Source organism: Streptomyces sp. CMB-StM0423 (assembly GCF_002847285.1).
Taxonomy (GTDB): domain Bacteria; phylum Actinomycetota; class Actinomycetes; order Streptomycetales; family Streptomycetaceae; genus Streptomyces.
In genome coordinates, this window is the sequence record NZ_CP025407.1 from 5,949,466 (window position 1) to 5,967,219 (window position 17,754).

The following is a 17,754-nucleotide window of genomic DNA, read 5'->3' on the forward strand; positions in this document are numbered from 1 at the left end:
TGCAAGGTCTTTCGGTCGCATGTCAATCCTGTTAGCTTCCTCGGCGTCCGGCGCCGCGCTGTGCGGTCGCGGTTCCCTGCCTGAAGGAGAGTTCACTATGCGACGTGGCATAGCCGCCACCGCCCTGGCCGCCTCACTTGCGCTGGTGGCGACGGCCTGCGGTGACGACGGGGACGGCGGCGACGGCGGGAGCGCCGGCGGGCAGGTGACGATCACCTGGTGGGACACCTCCAACGCCACCAACGAGGCGCCGACGTACAAGGCGTTGATCAAGGAGTTCGAGAAGGCGCACCCGGACATCAAGGTCGAGTACGTCAACGTCCCCTTCGACCAGGCGCAGAACAAGTTCACCACCGCCGCCGGCACCAAGGGCGCCCCCGACGTCATCCGCACCGAGGTCGGCTGGACCGCCTCCTGGGCCAAGTCGCAGTTCCTCGCCCCGCTCGACGGCACCGCGGCGCTGGCGAAGCAGGACGACTTCACGCCGTCGCTGCTGAAGCAGGCGCAGTACGAGGGCACGACCTACGGCGCCCCGATCGTCACCGACACGCTCGCGCTGATGTGGAACAAGGACCTGCTGAAGAAGGCCGGCCACGACGCGCCGCCCGCCGACTGGGACCAGCTCATGGACGTCGCCGCCGACGTCGAGGACAAGACCGGCGCCGACGGCTTCTGGCTCAACAAGGACCCGTACTACACACTGCCGTTCCTCTTCGGCGAGGGCACCGACATGGTCGACGCCGAGGCGCAGAAGATCACCGTCAACTCGCCCGGGGCCGTCACCGGCGTGGAGAAGGCCAAGGACATCGTCGACGCTCCCGGCACCGCCGACCTCGACGTCACCGCCGACGCCTACGCCCACATGCAGGACGCCTTCGTCAACGGCAAGGTCGCCATGATCATCCAGGGTCCGTGGGAGCTGACGAACGTCTACGCCGGTTCCGCCTTCAAGGACAAGGCCGACCTCGGCATCGCCCCCGTCCCGGCCGGCTCCACCGGCAAGGCAGGCGCCCCCACCGGCGGCCACAACCTCTCCGTCTACAACGGCTCCGACGAGGCCCACCAGGAAGCCGCGATCGAGTTCGTCGGCTGGCTGACCTCCGCCGACACCCAGGCGAAGATCGCCGTGAAGAACGGCACCCTGCCCACCCGCGCCTCCGCCTACACCGACGAGGTCAAGGCCGCCCCCGGCGTCGCCGACTACCAGCAGGTGCTGGCCGACACCGCCCAGCCGCGCCCCGCGCTGCCCGAGTACAGCACGCTGCTCGGCGACGACTTCGCGCAGAACCTCGCCGCCGTCCTCAAGGGCGACACCGGCGTCAAGGACGGGCTCGACGCCACCGCCGAGAAGTTCGGCGAGCTGGTCCCCGACTTCTCGTAGCGCGGCAGCGGTCCTGAAGGGCACCGAATGATCAGCAGCCTGAAGCAGTCGTACAGCCGCCACTGGTACGCCTACGCCATGGTGGCCCCGGTCGCCGCCGTCCTCGGCGTGCTCGTGGCCTACCCGCTGGGCCGCGGCGTCTACCTGTCGCTCACCGACGCCACGAGCGACAACGTCGGGCGCACCATCGGGGTCAACAAGATCCCGGACAGCTTCTCCTTCGTCGGCTTCGACCACTACGTCGAGATCCTCACCGGCAGCGCCGCCGACACCTTCTGGAAGCAGTTCGCCTGGACGCTCTTCTGGACCGCCGCCTGCGTCGCCCTGCACTACGGCATCGGCCTGGGCCTCGCCGTGCTGCTCAACCGCAGGATGCGCGGGCGCACCCTCTACCGGCTCGCGCTGATCCTGCCGTGGGCGGTGCCGACGTTCGTCACCGTCTTCTCCTGGCGGATGATCCTCGCCGACGGAGGCGTGCTGAACTCCGTGTTCGCCTCCGTCGGCATGCCGGAACCGGCCTGGCTCAGCGAGCCGTTCTGGCAGCGGACGGCGGCGATCGTCGTCAACACCTGGTGCGGCGTGCCGTTCATGATGGTCTCGCTGCTCGGCGGGCTGCAGTCGATCCCGAACGAGCTGTACGAGGCGGCCGAGACGGACGGCGCCACGCCCTGGCAGCGCTTCCGCTACGTGACCCTGCCCGGGCTGCGCGCCGTGAGCAGCACGGTGATCATGCTGGGCGTCATCTGGACGTTCAACCAGTTCATCGTCATCTTCCTGCTGTTCGGCTCCACCGCGCCCGACACCGAGATCCTGGTCACCTGGGCGTACCGGCTCGGCTTCGGCCAGACGCCGCGGGACTACGCCGGCTCCGCCGCGTACGGCGTGATCATCCTGTCCATGCTCGTCGTGCTGGTGTCGGTCTACCGCCGCTGGCTGAACCGCAACGAGGAGGCGGCCCTCCGATGAGCCAAGCAACCACCTCCCGCCCGACCCGCTCCGCTGCCTCCCGCCCGCGCCGCCCTGCCGCCCCCCGCCCGCGCCGCCGCGGCGAGCGCAGCACGGCCGCCTCCGTCGCGCTGCACGGCACGCTGCTCCTGGCGAGCTTCGTCGCGCTGTTCCCGGTCGCCTGGCTCGCGTGGATCTCGCTCGGCCCCGACAAGACCGACTTCCTGCACGCCGGCGAGATAGCCGGGAAGGCCAGCCTGTCGAACTACACCACGGTGCTGTCCGACACCGACTTCCTGCACTGGGTCGGCAACTCGCTGATCGTCAGCCTCGGCACGTGCGTGATCGGCGTCTTCGTCTCCGCCAGCGCCGCATACGCCGTCTCGCGCATGCGCTTCCCCGGCCACCGGCAGCTCATGTGGACGTTCCTGATCACGCAGATGTTCCCGTTCGCGATCCTCATCGTGCCGCTGTACAACATCCTCGCCGGGCTCGACCTGCTGGACACGTACTGGGCGCTGATCGCGGTCAACCTCACCCAGGCCGTGCCGTACTGCGCCTGGCTGCTCAAGGGCTACTTCGACACCATCCCGCACGAGATCGACGAGGCGGGCCGGGTCGACGGGCTCACGCCCTTCGGCACGTTCTGGCGGCTGGTGCTGCCGCTCGCCCGGCCGGGCATGGCGGTCGCGGCGTTCTACACCTTCATCACCGCGTGGGCGGAGTTCGCCTTCGCGTCGGTGTTCCTGCTCAGCTCCGACAAGTACACGCTGCCGATCGGCCTGGCGACCTTCGTCAGCGAACACGACCAGCAGTGGAACCTGATGGCCGCCACCGGCGTGCTCATCGGGCTCCCGGCGGCGGCGTTCTTCTACCTCGTCCAGCGCCACCTGGTGACCGGCCTGACGGCCGGCGCCGCCAAGTCGTAGGCGCTCCGCCCCTCCTCCCGCAAGCCACTGGACGCGGCCCCCGCGCCGCCCGCCCACCGACGACCCGGGGATGACATGACCCAGCACCTTGCCGCCCGTACGGCCGCCGACTCCGCCGACGCCCTCGACTGGTGGCGCGACGCCGTGATCTACCAGGTCTACCCGCGCAGCTTCGCCGACGGCGACGGCGACGGCACCGGCGACCTGCCCGGCATCCGCGCCCGGCTGCCGTACCTCGCGAAGCTCGGCGTCGACGCGGTGTGGCTCAGCCCGTTCTACGCCTCCCCGCAGGCGGACGGCGGCTACGACGTCGCCGACTACCGCGCCATCGACCCCGTCTACGGCACCCTCCACGACGCCGACGCCCTCATCCGCGACGCCCACGAGCTGGGGCTGCGGATCATCGTGGACGTCGTACCCAACCACTCCTCCGACCGCCACGAGTGGTTCCGCCGCGCCCTGCGCGAGGGCCCCGGATCCCCGCTGCGCGCCCGCTACCACTTCCGCCCGGGAAAGGGCGCGAACGGCGAACTGCCGCCCAACGACTGGGAGTCCATCTTCGGCGGACCCGCCTGGACCCGCGTCCCGGACGGCGAGTGGTACCTGCACCTCTTCGCCCCCGAGCAGCCGGACTTCGACTGGGAGCACCCGGCGGTCGCCGACGAGTTCCGCTCCATCCTGCGCTTCTGGCTCGACATGGGCGTCGACGGCTTCCGCGTCGACGTCGCCCACGGCCTGGTCAAGGCCGCCGGGCTGCCCGACATCGGCGGATCCGGCCAGCTCGGGCTGCTCGGCAACGCCGCCATGCCGTTCTTCGACCAGGACGGCGTGCACGACATCTACCGGAGCTGGCGGCGCGTCCTGGAGGAGTACCCCGGCCGGCGCATCGCGGTGGCCGAGGCGTGGACGCCGACCGTGGAGCGCACGGCCCACTACGTCCGCCCCGACGAGCTGCACCAGGCGTTCAACTTCCAGTACCTCGGCACCTACTGGGACGCGGCCGAGCTGCGCCCCGTCATCGACGCCTCGCTGGCCGCCATGCGCCCCGTCGGCGCGCCCGCGACCTGGGTGCTGTCCAACCACGACGTCACCCGGCACACCACCCGCTTCGCCAACCCGGCGGGCCTGGGCACCCAGTTGCGCTCCGCCGGCGACCCCGTCCACGGCCTGCGCCGCGCCCGCGCCGCGACGCTGCTGATGCTCGCGCTGCCCGGCTCCGCGTACCTCTACCAGGGCGAGGAGCTGGGCCTGCCGGACGTCACCGACCTGCCCGACGAGGTGCGCCAGGACCCGGCGTTCGCGCGCGGGGCGGGGCAGGACGGGTTCCGCGACGGCTGCCGGGTGCCGATCCCGTGGACGGTGGCGGGGAGTTCGTACGGCTTCGGGGACGGCGGCAGTTGGCTGCCGCAGCCGGCCGGGTGGGGCGAGCTGAGCGTCGAGGCGCAGACGGGCACGCCGGGCTCGACGCTGGAGCTGTACCGCACGGCGCTGGCGGTACGCCGGGCGCACGCGGCGCTGGGCGCGGGGGACGCCGTGGAGTGGCTGCCGGCACCGGACGGAGTGCTGCTGTTCCGGCGGGAGTCGGGAGGCGCGGCGTTCGTCTGCGCGGCGAACACCACGGGCGCGGCGGTGCGGATCACGGTCCCGGCGGGGCGGCTGCTGCTGGCGAGCGCGGAGGCGACGGGCGGGGAGCCGGTCGGCGCGGGCGGCGGCGAGGTGGAGCTGCCGGCGGACACGACGGTGTGGTGGTCGGCCGAGGGGGTCTGAGCGGTACGGACCGGGGGTGCACCCGGGGCGTACGGAGCGGGGGAACGCCCGTGCCGCACGCCCCGGGTGCACCCCCTTCGAGTGGCGGGTTCCTCCCCTCCGCCGCGCCCCGGGCCGCCGGTTGCCGATAGCCTCGGTGAGCCGGACTGGGGCGAGGGCGGAGGCAGTTGATGCCGGGTCGGGAGACGGGGAGGCCGGATGCCGGGGGCGGCCGGGGGAGACGCCGCGACCTGCGGAGCCGCCCCTTCCCCGGCGTAGCGCTGGAGCAGGCGGGCGGGCAGGCCGAGATCCTGCGGGAACTGCGCACCTGGGCCGAGCACGAGGCCGAGGACGCCATCGAGTGGTACCTGAACGACAAGCGCCTCAAGCGCCGCGGCTCCCGCGCCATCAGCGCGCTGACGATCCTCCTCGCCGTCGCCGGCACGCTGATCCCGCTGGCGAGCGTCATCTCCGGCGGCCCGCCGCAGGGCTGGGGATACGTGCTGCTGGCGCTGGCCGCGGGGTGCAAGGGGTTCGACCACTTCTTCGGGCTGTCGTCCGGCTGGATGCGTGACATCACCGCGGCGCAGGCGTTGCGCGCGGAGCTGAACGACTTCCGGATGGCCTGGGCGGCGGAACAGCTCCGCGCAGCCGACGGCACCGCGCCAGCCGCGGGCGGCCCGCTCGACCCGGCGGCGCTGGAACGCCGGCTCGCGCTGCTGACGTCGCTGGTGGAGGCCGTACGACGGCAGGTGGAGTCGGAGACGGCGGAGTGGCTGAGCGAATTCCGCGCGACCGCACAGCAGTTGCAGGACAACGCGGCACCGCCGCCCGGCGCGGGGGCGTGAGGCGGGGGTGACGACGGAGCGGATGGTGACGGTCGTCCTGCCGGGCGGTACGGAGCGGGACGTGGTGCTGGGGGCGCCGGACAGCGCGCGGGTGTCGGCGGTGGCGCAGGCGCTCGGCCACTGGTGCCGCCAGCCCCCGGGCCCGGAGCCGCTGTTCCTCGCCGACGCCGCATTACTGCCCCCCGACGCCACCCTCGCGGACGTCCCCGTACGCCCGGGCACCCGGCTCTGGCTCGGCGAACCGCCCGCGGCACCGGCACTGAGCCAACTGACGCCCGAGGCCATCCACCGCACCCTGCTCAAGAGGGGCCTTGCGAAACCGCGCGAAGGCGGCACGCTGCTCGTCTCCGGCCGCCGCGGCGGCGCGTACCCCGACGAGCCCTTACGCCGGGGCTGGTGGCGGCTCGTGGCGGGCATCTGGCACCGGGCGGGTATCGGGCCGGGCGACACCCCGCGGATCGTGGAACCGAACCGGCTGCTGACGAACTCGTCCGAGCTGTGGCACCGTGCTCCGGGCAGCGCGGAGTTCCTTCGCCTCGAGTTGGGCTACCACCTCAACCCCCACCAGATCCTGCACGTGCCGATCGCGTCGGACCTGCCCGCCGCCGGGGTCCTGGGTCTGGCCGGGCGGTACGCGGCGAGCGAAGCCGGCGCATGGCTCGTCGCCCAGATCCTGGCCATGCACAGCCCCGCCGACGTCGACGTACGCGTTCTGGCCGCCGACCGCGACCGTTCCGTCTGGCACTTCCTCCGCCTGCTCCCCCACACCTCCGCGGGGCCCCGCATCGCCTACGACGCCGGCGCGTCCGCCCGGCACATCGCCGACCTGCTCGGCCGCGGCTCGGCCCCGCAGGGGAGCCCCCGGCCGGCCGCGGCCGTGCTCGTCCTCGACGATGCCCGCAGGCTGCGCCCGCTGCCCGGGGTCGCGGAACTGCTCCAGAACGGGCCCGGGTACGGGGTGTACGCGATCTGCCTGGCGTCCGAGCCGCGGCTCCTGCCCCCCGAGTGCGGCGAGGTGGTCGAGCTGGACGACCCGTCCAAGCTGCCGCGGGAGCGCCGCCCCGTCCACGACGGCTTCCGCGCGCACCGGGCCCGGCCCGCCGACACCGAACGCATCGCCCGCATTCTTGCACCGCTGCGCGACCCGGCCGCCTTCGCGGAGCTGGACAGCCCCCGGCTGCTCGACCTGCTCGACCTGCCGGCGCGCGACACCGAGGCACCGCGTCGGCGCTGGGCACGCCCCTCCCACGGGCTGTCCGCCCCGATCGGCGAGTCCCGGGGCGTTCCCGTCGCCATCGACCTCGTACGCGACGGCCCGCACGCTCTCGTCGCGGGCACCACCGGCTCCGGCAAGACGGAGTTCCTGCGTACCTGGATCGCCTCCATGGCCGCCAGCCATCCGCCCGACGCCGTGTCCTTCGTGCTGGTGGACTACAAGGGGGGCAGCGCGTTCGCCGAATGCGCCCGGCTGCCGCACACCGTCGACGTCATCGTCGACTTCGACGCGTACCTCGTCGAACGCACGCTCACCGGACTCGACGCCGAACTGCGCAGGCGCGAGGAACTGTTGTTCCGGACCGGGGTGCGCGACATCGGCGCCTACGCCGACCTGTTCCGCGCCGGCGACGTGCGGGCCGTGGAGCCGCTGCCGCGGATGGTGCTCGTCGTGGACGAGATCGCCTCACTCACCCGGGAGTTCCCCGACTTCATCAGCGGACTCCTGGACATCGCCCCGCGCGGCCGCTCCCTCGGCGTGCACCTCGTGCTCGCCACCCAGCGGCCGGGCGGCGTGGTGACCCGCGCCATCCGGGCCAGCACCAATCTGCGGATCGCGCTGCGCCTCGTGGACGAGAGCGACAGCACGGACGTGATCGACGAGCCGGACGCCGCCTGGCTCAGCAGGTCGGAGCCCGGGGCCGCGTACGTACGCACCGGGGCGGAGACCCTCGTGCGCCTGCGCACGGCGCGCGTCGGCCTCCGCCTCGCGCCCAACCCCGAGCACTGGTCGGAGGTGCGGGTACGGGACGCGCTCGGCGACCCGGAGGACAGCGGCTCGCTGCGGGTGGAGGCCGAGCCCACCGGCAGGACGGACCTCACCCGCCTGGTCTACCAACTCGACGTCGCCGCCACCGTCCTCGGCATCCCCCGGCCGCCCGCCTTCCTGCCGCCCCCGCTCGCCGACGTGATCCAGCTCGACGCGCCGCTGGCCGAGACGGACCTGCCCGAGCGCGGCCGCGACCTCGTGCCCGTCCCGATCGGCCTCGCGGACGTGCCGGAGGACCAGTTCCGTACCGTCGCCGTGCTCGACCTCGCCGACAAGCTGCCGCTGCTCGCCGCGGGCGGCCCGCGCAGCGGGCGCTCGCAGCTCCTGCGCACCGTCGCCGGCTCCGTCGCCCGCCAGCACAGCAGCGCCGACGTGCACATCTACGGCATCGACTGCGGCACCGGCGCCCTCCAGGCGCTCACCGAACTGCCGCACTGCGGCGCCGTCGTGTCCCGCAACGAACGCGACCGGCTGACCCGGCTGCTCGACCGGCTCACCACCACCGTGCGGATCCGGCAGTCGGAGCTGGCCACCGAGGCGTTCGCCGACGCCGCCGCGCAGCGGCAGGCGGTGGCGGCGCACCGGCGGCTGCCGTACCTGCTGGTGTTCGTGGACGGCTGGGAGGGCTTCGTCGACGCGATGGAAGACGTCGACTACGGCAGGCCCGTCGGGGACTTCCTGCGGCTCTGCCGGGAGGGGCCGCGGGTGGGGGTCTGCCCGGTCGTCGTGGGCGGGCCGCAGGTGCTCCACGGCCGGATCAGGGCGGCGGCGGCGGACGTGCTCGTGCTGCGGCAGGCCGACGAGACGGACTACCTGGAGGCGGGCATCCGCCCCAGCTTCGTGCCCGGCCGCATGCCGCCGGGGCGCGCGCTGTACGCCGAGGGCAGGGACCGTACCGTCGTGCAGATCGCGCTCCTGCCCGGGGGCGCAGAGACCGCCCGCGGCCAGGCCGAGGCGCTGGCCAGGATCGGCGCCGCGGCGCGGCAGCGGGACGCCGGAGTGCCGTCCACGCGGCGGCCGTTCCGGGTCGACGCGCTGGACCTGGCCGCCGACCGGTTCCACGTCGGCGGCGGTACGGGCCGCCCGGTGGGCCGCGACGCGGAGCTGTACTGGCTGCGCGACCGGTACGCCACCGGCACCTCCGTCGCGCTGCTCGGCCCGCGCCGGGCGGGCAAGACGTGGGTGCTCGGCGAGCTGGAGCGGCGTCTCGTCGCGGACGGCGCAGGACAGGTCCGCAAGCTCACCGTCCCGCACCGCGCCAGCCCCGTCGACAGCCCCGACCAGCTCGCCGCCCTCCTCGACCCCGCCGTACGCGGCGCCACCAGCCCGGCGGAGGCGCTGCTCACCCGGGCCGCCGACCGCGCGGCGCGCGCCGACCGGGAGGCGTTCCTGCTCGACGAGGTCGGCCGGCTCGCCGAGTACCACCCCGCGGCCGTCTCCTGGCTGCGCGACCTCGGCCAGGCCGGCGCGTGGCTCGTCTACACCGGCACCGAGAAGGACTGGCAGAGCGTCGTCCGCTCCGCTCTCACCGCCCCCGGCTCCAGCTTCGGCAACGACGTCGACAAGCGCATCCTCGGCCCCCTCGGCGAGCCGCACGCGCTGGCGTTCCTCACCGGCACCGCCGCGAACCTCGGCGTCGACATCGCCCCCGACCGTGCGGGCGCGCGGATCCTCGCGCTGGTCGGCACCTGGCCGTTCTACCTCCAGGTGATGGGCGACGCGGTCGTACGGGCCGTGCAGGCGGACGACCGCCGGCCGCTGACGAGCGGTCCCGCGCTCGAAGAGCTGTGCCGGCAGGAGCTGTTGATCGGGCGCAGCGAGCAGTTCCAGTCCCGCTGGGCGGAGATCGGCCCCGCGGGCCGCGCCGCGCTGCTGCACACGCCCGGCGCGCCGCCGCCGGAGCCGGCGCCGGCGCAGCGGATGGAGCTGCGCGACGTGGGGCTGCTGCGGCCGGGCGACGTGTGGCTGGCGGACCGGCCGTTCTTCGACTGGATCGCGCTGAGCCAGGTGTCGTTGCGGGACGAGTCGTTACGGGGCGGGGGACGGCGCGAGCCGCCGGGAGACGAGCCGCGGGCCGAGGGCCCCAGAACCGATGAGGAGCAAGCCACATGAGCCGCTTCCGGCCGAGCCGGGCCTACGAGCCCGAGCTGGACGTCCGGTTCCCCGGCGACCACGTGCCCGGCTGGGCGCGGCCCCTGGTCGAGGGCCAACTGCCCAACTCCGCCGCGTGGCTGGTGGAGCTGCCCCGGCGGGCGGGCAAGACGTGGCTGGCGCACGCCGTCGAACGGGCCCGGGCGGAGCGGCCGTCGCACCGGGTCGACCTGCGCTCGACCGCTGAGGCGGTGCGGCGCAGCGGGCTCGGGTGCCTGACGGGCGGCAAGCAGGCGCCGCGGGTGGCGCCGGGGTGCGTGGTGCTCGTCGACGAACCGGCGGTGGCGCGAGGCGCGGAGACGGGCGCCCGGGCCCGTACGCGGAACACCCCGGCCGCACCGGGTGCGCCCGCCCGCCCCGCCCTGGGCGGCGTCGACCCCGCGGCGCTGGCCGCGGGGCTTGAGCAGGTACGGGACGCGGGCGCCGTGCCCGTCGTCTTCGCCACCCCCGCCGAGCAGTTGCTGCTCGCCCCGCACCTCGGCGCCGACGCCCCCAAGGACGTGCTGCGCCCGCCGCGGCTCGCGGAGGGCGAGTGCGCGCGCATGGCCGCCCGCGTCCCGGAGTGGGCGCCCGCGGTCGTCGAGCTGCTGCGGGCGGCGGAACCGGCGTGGCTGCAGACCCCGTTCCTGCTCGAACTCGCCCTGCAGACCGCCGAGGAGCACCCCGCGCTGCGCGCCGACGCGGCGCGGCTGGCGACGGCCGCGTACGAGGAGGCGTGCGGCCGGCACCAGTACGTGCCGCAGTGGTTCCACGACGGCCTCGCCCCCGAGCACCGCGCGGCGCTGCGGGCGCGGCGGTGGCACGACGCGGGCGTGGAGATCGCCGTACGGGCCGCGCACACGCCGCCCGCCGACGACCCCGTGCTCGTCCGCCACCTGCCCGACGTGCTGCGCATCCACCACGTCACCGACCTCCACCACGGCGGCGGACTGCGCGCCAACGTCGACGCCAAGGACACCTCGCAGGCCGGGCAGCGGCTCGCCGAACTGGCGGGCGCGGGCTCGCCGCTGGACGCGTACCTGGACCACGTGCGCCAGCTCGCCGACCAGGGCCGGGCGCCGCACCTGATCATCGCCACCGGCGACCTCGTCAACCGCCCCGTCGACGCCGACGGCGAGACGGCCCTCGCCTGGCTGCGCGCGCTGGAGGAGCTGCTCGCCGGCCACGCCGACCTGCGCCCCGGCGACCCGCGGGTGCTCCTCACCGGCGGCAACCACGACGTGTCCTGGGAGCTGTGCCTGGACGAGGACCCGCAGGCGCGGCACCGCTGGTTCGCCCGGGTCTTCGCCGGCTACCCGCACCCCGACCTGCACGAGCCCGACACCGCGGCCCGCCGGGTCTACGTCACCTATCCGGACGCCGGACTGCGGGTGGCGCTCCTCGGCACCGCCGAGTCCGGCGGCGAGCCGGCGCACGACCGGGACCGCACGCGGCTGGAGCGGTTCCGCGAGACGTACGTGGCGGCGGCGGACGCGGCGGACGAGGACGCCGTACGCCGGATCGTGCTGGAATTCGAGCGCCACGACCCCGGCGTCATCGCCCGGGGCGTACTCGACCGGCTGACGCGCGAACCGGGCTACGTCAGCCTGGCGGCCCTGCACCACCCGCTGTCGCCGGTGCCGGCGGTGGAGATCGCCCCGTACTCGGGGGTGGTCAACGCGGGCCAGGCGAAGTGGACCATGGCGGAGGCGGCCACGTCCCTGGTGCTGCACGGCCACACCCACCTGGGCTTCACCGCGGCGGAACGCCTGCTGGGCACCGCCCGCCCCTGGACCACCCGCATCGCGGGCGCCCCGGCGCTGGGCAGCCGCGAGTCGGACGAGCGCAACGGGTACAACGAGGTGTTCGTCGCCCGCGAGGGCGGCGACCACGCGCTGGCGCTCCGCACGGTCCGCTACGAGGCCGGCACCTGGACCCCGAGCCCCACCGTCGGCTTCACCCCGGGCGCCCCGGACGAGACGCCCCTGACATTCCTGTGCGGCGACCCGGCCTGACCCGGCACGCGCCCGCGCGGGGGAGCCGCCGGGGCGTCCTGCGCCGTAGGAGCCCGCCCGGCCCCGTACGGCACGCGTCCTGGCCGTACGTCCGCGTGGGCGCAGGCAACCCGGCTCAGCTCTGGGCCACTTCCTGCCCCTCGCGCTGCCCCTGCTCCTCCGGTCCGGGCTGCCCGGCCCCCGGCGCCTCACCGGCCGTGTCCCCGGCCGCCGCCGCCCCCGCCGTGCCGGCGGCAAGCCCCAGCGCACCGGGGTGCACCGACTCCCGTACCGCCGCGTACTGCTGCCGTACCGCCTGGCCCAGGGCCAGGTCCTCGGCCGCCTCGAACGTCTCGTGCGGCCCCGTCTCCCACACCGGAGGCGCGTCCGCGCCGAGCCGGCCCTCCGCCACCCCCAGCGCCCACGCCGCCTGCCGGGCCGCGCCGAGGGCCGCGTAGTCCGCGGACGCCGGGACCACGACCTGCGCCTGGAAGATCGCCGGCGCCAGCGCCTGCACCGCCGGGAGGCCCGCCGCGGCGCCGAGGAGGAAGACCCGGCGCACGGCCACGCCCCTGGCGCGCAGCACCTCCAGCGCGTCCGCGAGGCCGCACAGCATGCCCTCGAAGGCCGCGCGCGCCAGGTGCTCGGGGCGCATGCTCTCGCGGCGCAGGCCGTGCAGGGATCCTGCGGTCTGCGGCAGGCTCGGGGTCCGCTCGCCGTCGAGGTACGGCAGGAGTACGAGCCCGTGGGCGCCGGGCGTGGAGGTCAGCGCCAGCTCGGAGAGCCGCTCCAGGTCGGTCGGCGCCAGACCCAGCAGCTCGGCGGCGCCGCGCAGGGCGCGGACGGCGTTGAGGGTGTGGACGACCGGCAGGTGCATGCCGGTGGCGTCGGCGAGCGCGGTGAGGGTGCCGTCGGCGTCGGGCAGCGCCGCGTCGTGGACGGCGTAGACCGCACCGGAGGCGCCGAGGGTGACGACCGCGTCGCCGGTGCCGAGGCCGAGGCCGAAGACGGCGGCCATGGTCTCGCCGGTGCCGGCGGAGATCAGCAGCCCCTCGGGGGTGCGCCCGGCGGCCTCGGCGGGGCCGAGCACTTCCGGCAGCCCGGCCTCGTGGCCGAGCGCCAGCTCGACAAGGTCGCGGCGCCACTCGCCGGCGTGCGCGGACCAGTAGCCGGTGGTGGAGGCGGAGCCGCGGTCGGTGGTGCGGCGGGCGGGCTTGCCGAGCAACTGCCAGACCAGCCAGTCGTGCGGGGTCATGAGCTGCGCGGTGCGCTTGGCGTGGTCGGGCTCGGTGGCGGCGAACCGGCGAAGCTTGGTGACGGGCAGCTTCGCGTCCGGCACGGCGCCGACGGCCTCCGCCCACGCCGCCCGGCCGCCCAGCTCGCCGGCGAGGTCGGCGGCGGCGCCCTGGGCCCGCTTGTCGTTGCCGGTGAGCGCGTGGCGTACGGGCGCGCCCGCGGCGTCCAGCGGGATGACCGCGTGCTGCTGGGCGGCGACGCCGATGGCCTGCACGCCCTCCAGCACGCCGCCGTCCGCGGCCTCGCCGAGCGAGAGGAGCCACGTCTGCGGGTCGGCCTCGTACGCAGCCGCCGCCTCGTCCACGGAATCGGACACCGGGTGCGGTGCGTAGCCCTGCTTGAGTACCGCGCCGGTGTCGGCGTCGCAGACGACGATGTTGGTGCCTTCAGGCGAGCTGTCCAGACCGGCGACTATCCCCATGCCGCAGATGATGCCCTATCCGGGGGGCCGCTCGGGCACCGGCGGGGATTCGGCCGGCGGGACGGACGGGATCCGGCCCGCCGGGCGCGGCACCGGCTCGGACCGGTGCGCGCCCGGCGGGCGGGCCCGGGGTCAGGTGTTCGTCGTACCCCAGTCGTCGGACTCCTCGCGCCGGCCGCGGCTGCCGTTCGCGTGCCCGTTCCCGAGGAAGTGCACGCGCGAGGCGACGTTCTCCGGCACCACGTCCGCGAACTTCGTGGAGAGCGTGCTCGCCGCCTTGGTCACGGCGTCCCGGCTGGTCAGCGCGGCGGCCTCGGCGGCGTTGCGCACCGCGGGGGACTCGCTGAACTGCTGCGCCGCCTTCCGCAACTGCTCGTAGCGCTCGCGTCCGGCCCGACTGCCCAGGACGTACCCGACGGCGATCCCCGCAACGAAGCTCACCCGGTACCGCATGGTCTCCACCTTCCCTCGGACTTCCTCGACTGGGCTGTTCCACCCTGCTGTCACCGGTACGGGTACCCGGAGGAGGGGAGGGGTGAATACCGATTTCGGAGCGGACCCAGCCATGCGCTAATGTATGGCGAGCAGCACGGGAGCGCCCCCCGGGAGCCGGAAGGGCCTCCGTGCGGAGCAGTCCTCCGTAGCTCAATCGGCAGAGCAGCCGGCTGTTAACCGGCAGGTTACTGGTTCGAGTCCAGTCGGGGGAGCAGGTACGCGAAGGCCCTGAACGGGGCCTTCGCTCCTTTCTGCCCGTACGACCCTGTCGGCCCACCGCCGCCCCCCGGAACCGGACGCGGTCCACCCGCGTCCTTCCGGACATGCGCAGCGGCCCGGCCCCACCCCGGCGACGGGGTCTCCGGGCGACAGATCGTATGAGCGGCTATGCTGCGGCAGACGGCGCGCACATCTGTACGTGACGCGCCGTACGGGGCGGTAGCTCAGCCGGTTAGAGCAACGGACTCATAATCCGTCGGCCGTGGGTTCGAGTCCCACCCGCCCCACTCTCCACTCCCTGCGAAGGATCGTTTCTACCAGGGGATTCTTGCTGATTCCTCGTCTGCCTCCGCGGGCCGGGCGGAGGCAGAGACCGTTCGCCGGCCCGCTGCCGGCCCGAAGGCCACCTGACCACCTGTCCGCTGTGCCACTGCCAGCGGCGCGATCCGCAGCATGGTTCGTGCACGGAGCCGCCTCGGAGCGGATGTTGCGCCACCGCCGCCGAGGTACTCGGCCTGCTGCGGCACGCCGTCGACAGCCTCGGTGCCACCGTCGTGATGGTCACCCACGACCCGGCCGCCGCCGCCTGGGCGGACCAGGTGCTGTTCCTCGCGGACGGCGCCTTCGCCGACCGGCTCGCGGGCGGCTCCGCGGCGCAGATCGCCGGGCGGATGGCGGGCCTCGGCGCCCGTACCGCCGCCGGCCCCGTGCGGGACGAGACCCTGGCGGGGGTGCCGGCATGATGCGCCCCAACGGACTCGCCCGCGCCGCCGTCCGCTTCAAGCCCGCGTCGTTCGCCGGGACCTTCGTGGTGCTGATGATGTCGGCGCTGATCGTCACGGCCTGCGGGATCCTGCTCGAAACCGGCCTGCGCGCCTCGGTGCCCGCCGAGCGGTACGAGAAGGCGCCGGTCGTCGCGGCGGCCGACCAGTACGAGTACGTCGTCACCGGCAGCGGCGAGGACCTGGAGAAGGAGGCCGTCCCGCTGCCGGACACCGCACGCCTCGACGCCGGACTGGCGGCGAAGGCCGCCGGGGCGCCGGGCGTCGCGGAGGCGGTCGCGGACTTCACCTTCCCGGTACGGACCGGGGACGGCCCGCTCACCGCGCACGGCTGGGGCTCGCACGCCTTCACCGGTACGGAACTGACGGCCGGCGGCGCGCCCCGTACCGGCGAAGTGGTGCTCGACGCCGCCGCGGCCCGCGCCGCGCACGCCGGCGTCGGCGACACCGTCGCGCTGGAGACCGCCGCCGGGAAGCAGGACTTCCGCGTCGCCGGGCTCGCCGAAGCCGGCGCCGGGGACACCGCCCGGGAGCCGGGCTCCCTCGCCTGGTTCGCCGACAGCCAGGCACCCGTGCTCGCCGGGCACCCCGGCAAGGCGGACGCCGTCGCCGTACTGGCCGAGGACGGCACCGACGCCGGCTCCCTCGCCGGCTCCGTGAAGAAGGCCCTCGCCGGGTCGGACGCGCAGGTGCACGTCGGCGACGACCGCGGTGCCGTCGAGGACCCGGGCCTGGCCTACGGCAAGGACACGCTCTTCGGCATCGGCGGCCCCTTCGGCGGCGTCGCCGCCATCGTCGCGGTCTTCACCGCGGCCGGGACCGTGGCGCTGTCCGTCTCGCAGCGGGCCCGGGAGTTCGCGCTCCTGCGCGCCGTCGGCGCCACCCCGCGGCAGATCCGCCGCGCGGTCTCCGCCGAGGCGCTGGTCGTCGCGCCGCTCGCCGGGATGCTCGGCACCCTGCCCGGCATCGGGCTCGCGCACTGGTGGTTCCGGCAGCTCCAGGACCGCGGCGCGGTCCCGGAGGCGGTCGGCCTGCACGTCTCGGGGCTGCCGCTGCTCGCCGCGGTCGGGGCCGGGCTGCTCACCGCGCTCGGCGCCGGCTGGGCGGCGGGGCGGCGGCCCGCGAAGTTGAAGCCGGGCCAGGCGCTCACCGAGGCGTCGATGGAACGGACCCGGCCGGGCGTGGTCCGTACCGCCCTCGGCGTCGTCGCCCTCGCCGGCGGCGCGACCCTCACCGGCGTCGCGGCCAACTCCTCCGGGGACGACGCGGCCGGCGCCTCCCTCGGCGTCGTCATGAGCTTCATGCTCGCCGTCGGGCTGCTCGGCCCGCTGCTGGCGCGGCTGTGCGCACGCCTCTTCGGCCTGCCGCTGCGCGCCGCGGGCGCGGCCGCGCACCTGGCCGCCGCCAACTCCCGCACCAACGCCCGCCGGCTCGCGTCCGCGATCACTCCGATCGCGCTCGCGATGGCGTTCGCCTCGACGCTCGTCTTCATGAACACGAGCGAGAACCACGCCGCCGACGAGCAGTTGCGTGCGGGCGTCACCGCGGACCACGTGGTGACCGACCCGGCCGGGCTGCCGGCGGACGCGGCGGCCGAGGCCGCCCGCGCACCGGGCGTGGACACGGCGGTCGGGGTGCTCAACACCCAGGTGCTGGTGCCGGTCGGCTCCGGCGAGTTCAAGTCGCTGCTGGGCGCGGCCACCCAGGGGGTCACCTCCGCCGGCAAGCTGGCGAAGGTGCAGGACCTGGACGTACGCGAAGGCAGCCTGGACCGGCTCGACAAGGACCGGATCGCCATCGACAAGACCCTGGCGTCCTCCGCGGGCGTCTCCGTCGGCGACCGGCTGCCGCTCTACCTGCCGGACGGCACGAAGGCCGACCCGGAGGTCGTCTCGGTCTACGGCCGGGGCCTCGGCCTGGGCACGGTGACGATGGACCGGGCCGCCCTGGACGGGCACGTCACCTCGGGCTTCGACACGACGCTGCTGGTCCGCGGCGGGGACGCGCGGGCGCTCGGCGACCTGGGCGAGGTCACCGACGCGGCCGGCTACGCAACCGAGAAGAGCCTGGACGCGAAGCTGGGCTCCTGGTCCAACAAGACCATGGCCGCGGTCCTCGGCGGCTTCGCCGCCGTCGCCGCCGTCAACACCCTGGTGATGACGGTCCTCGACCGCCGCCGTGAGCTGGGCACGCTGCGCCTCGTCGGCTCCACCCGGCGCCAGGTGCTGGCGATGCTCCGCTGGGAGGGCGCCCTGGTCTCGGCGGTGGGCGTGGTCGTCGGCTCGGCGATCGCCGCGGCCACGCTGATCCCGATGATGAGCGGCCTGACCGGTGCGGCGCCGTACGTGCCGCCCCTGGTGTACGGGTCCTTCGTGGCCGGCGCGGGCGGTCTGGCACTGCTCGCGGTCACGCTCCCGGCGCGGGCGGTGCTGCGCCGCTGGTCGTAGGGGCCGGGGCAAGGGCGGCAGCCGGCACGTGCCGGTTCTCCTGCGTCTCCGACCCGTGCGGCCGTCTGCTGGCGGAG

General features: G+C 74.8%; 10 protein-coding genes, 2 tRNA genes and 1 pseudogene. 11 read left to right on the plus strand and 2 right to left on the minus strand.

Going from position 1 to position 17,754, the window contains the following annotated elements; translation table 11 throughout:
- The first annotated feature begins 97 nt into the window (after positions 1 to 97).
- The 7 genes from CXR04_RS25805 (at position 98) to CXR04_RS25835 (ending at position 12,038) form a co-directional block, all read left to right on the plus strand.
- Positions 98 to 1,381 (plus strand): extracellular solute-binding protein, encoded by a 1,284-nt coding sequence (locus CXR04_RS25805; protein ID WP_101424645.1) that lies wholly within the window; start codon positions 98 to 100, stop codon positions 1,379 to 1,381.
- Positions 1,382 to 1,408: 27 nt separating this feature from the next.
- Positions 1,409 to 2,347 carry a carbohydrate ABC transporter permease gene (locus tag CXR04_RS25810; protein ID WP_101424646.1) on the plus strand — a complete coding sequence of 313 codons (939 nt, stop codon included), beginning with the start codon at positions 1,409 to 1,411 and terminating at the stop codon, positions 2,345 to 2,347.
- Positions 2,344 to 3,255, plus strand: coding sequence for a sugar ABC transporter permease (locus CXR04_RS25815; protein ID WP_101424647.1), 912 nt, complete (start codon positions 2,344 to 2,346; stop codon positions 3,253 to 3,255). Before CXR04_RS25810 ends, CXR04_RS25815 begins: the two co-directional genes overlap by 4 nt.
- 75 nt (positions 3,256 to 3,330) lie before the next feature.
- Positions 3,331 to 5,022 (plus strand): glycoside hydrolase family 13 protein, encoded by a 1,692-nt coding sequence (locus tag CXR04_RS25820; protein ID WP_101424648.1) that lies wholly within the window; start codon positions 3,331 to 3,333, stop codon positions 5,020 to 5,022.
- A 170-nt stretch (positions 5,023 to 5,192) separates the two neighbouring features.
- Positions 5,193 to 5,849 (plus strand): SLATT domain-containing protein, encoded by a 657-nt coding sequence (locus tag CXR04_RS25825; RefSeq protein ID WP_101424649.1) that lies wholly within the window; start codon positions 5,193 to 5,195, stop codon positions 5,847 to 5,849.
- 7 nt (positions 5,850 to 5,856) lie between these two features.
- On the plus strand, positions 5,857 to 10,005 hold the full coding sequence (locus CXR04_RS25830) for an FtsK/SpoIIIE domain-containing protein (RefSeq protein WP_234380498.1): 4,149 nt from the start codon (positions 5,857 to 5,859) through the stop codon (positions 10,003 to 10,005).
- Positions 10,002 to 12,038 carry a metallophosphoesterase family protein gene (locus CXR04_RS25835; protein WP_101424651.1) on the plus strand — a complete coding sequence of 679 codons (2,037 nt, stop codon included), beginning with the start codon at positions 10,002 to 10,004 and terminating at the stop codon, positions 12,036 to 12,038. The genes CXR04_RS25830 and CXR04_RS25835 overlap by 4 nt, the downstream gene beginning before the upstream one ends.
- Positions 12,039 to 12,153: 115 nt before the next feature.
- Here the strand turns inward: CXR04_RS25835 and CXR04_RS25840 are convergent, their stop codons facing one another.
- Both CXR04_RS25840 and CXR04_RS25845 read right to left on the minus strand, forming a co-directional pair.
- On the minus strand, positions 12,154 to 13,734 hold the full coding sequence (locus CXR04_RS25840; protein WP_101424652.1) for a xylulokinase: 1,581 nt from the start codon (positions 13,732 to 13,734) through the stop codon (positions 12,154 to 12,156).
- Positions 13,735 to 13,866: 132 nt separating this feature from the next.
- Positions 13,867 to 14,187, minus strand: coding sequence for a hypothetical protein (locus tag CXR04_RS25845; RefSeq protein WP_101426609.1), 321 nt, complete (start codon positions 14,185 to 14,187; stop codon positions 13,867 to 13,869).
- Between the two features lie 181 nt (positions 14,188 to 14,368).
- Between CXR04_RS25845 and CXR04_RS25850 the strand changes: the two genes are divergently transcribed.
- From CXR04_RS25850 to CXR04_RS25865, 4 genes and pseudogenes are all read left to right on the plus strand, one after another.
- Positions 14,369 to 14,441: transfer RNA gene (locus CXR04_RS25850), tRNA-Asn, on the plus strand.
- 220 nt (positions 14,442 to 14,661) lie between these two features.
- Positions 14,662 to 14,735 (plus strand) — tRNA-Ile (locus tag CXR04_RS25855).
- Positions 14,736 to 14,936: 201 nt separating this feature from the next.
- Positions 14,937 to 15,191, plus strand: a pseudogene (locus tag CXR04_RS25860) (ABC transporter ATP-binding protein); the annotation flags it as partial.
- Entirely contained in the window at positions 15,188 to 17,677 is a 2,490-nt protein-coding gene (locus CXR04_RS25865; RefSeq protein ID WP_199850531.1) for an ABC transporter permease, read from the plus strand. The pseudogene CXR04_RS25860 and the gene CXR04_RS25865, both read left to right, overlap by 4 nt.
- The last annotated feature ends 77 nt before the right edge of the window (positions 17,678 to 17,754 follow it).

Excerpts from the sequence above, each read along its gene's own strand:
- CXR04_RS25835 (WP_101424651.1), top strand. The coding sequence starts at position 10,002 with ATGAGCCGCTTCCGGCCGAGCCGGGCCTACGAGCCCGAGCTGGACGTC.
- CXR04_RS25865 (WP_199850531.1), top strand. The coding sequence starts at position 15,188 with ATGATGCGCCCCAACGGACTCGCCCGCGCCGCCGTCCGCTTCAAGCCC.
- CXR04_RS25815 (WP_101424647.1), top strand. The coding sequence starts at position 2,344 with ATGAGCCAAGCAACCACCTCCCGCCCGACCCGCTCCGCTGCCTCCCGC.
- CXR04_RS25820 (WP_101424648.1), top strand. The coding sequence starts at position 3,331 with ATGACCCAGCACCTTGCCGCCCGTACGGCCGCCGACTCCGCCGACGCC.
- CXR04_RS25825 (WP_101424649.1), top strand. The coding sequence starts at position 5,193 with ATGCCGGGTCGGGAGACGGGGAGGCCGGATGCCGGGGGCGGCCGGGGG.
- CXR04_RS25845 (WP_101426609.1), bottom strand. The coding sequence starts at position 14,187 with ATGCGGTACCGGGTGAGCTTCGTTGCGGGGATCGCCGTCGGGTACGTC.
- CXR04_RS25805 (WP_101424645.1), top strand. The coding sequence starts at position 98 with ATGCGACGTGGCATAGCCGCCACCGCCCTGGCCGCCTCACTTGCGCTG.
- CXR04_RS25810 (WP_101424646.1), top strand. The coding sequence starts at position 1,409 with ATGATCAGCAGCCTGAAGCAGTCGTACAGCCGCCACTGGTACGCCTAC.
- CXR04_RS25840 (WP_101424652.1), bottom strand. The coding sequence starts at position 13,734 with ATGGGGATAGTCGCCGGTCTGGACAGCTCGCCTGAAGGCACCAACATC.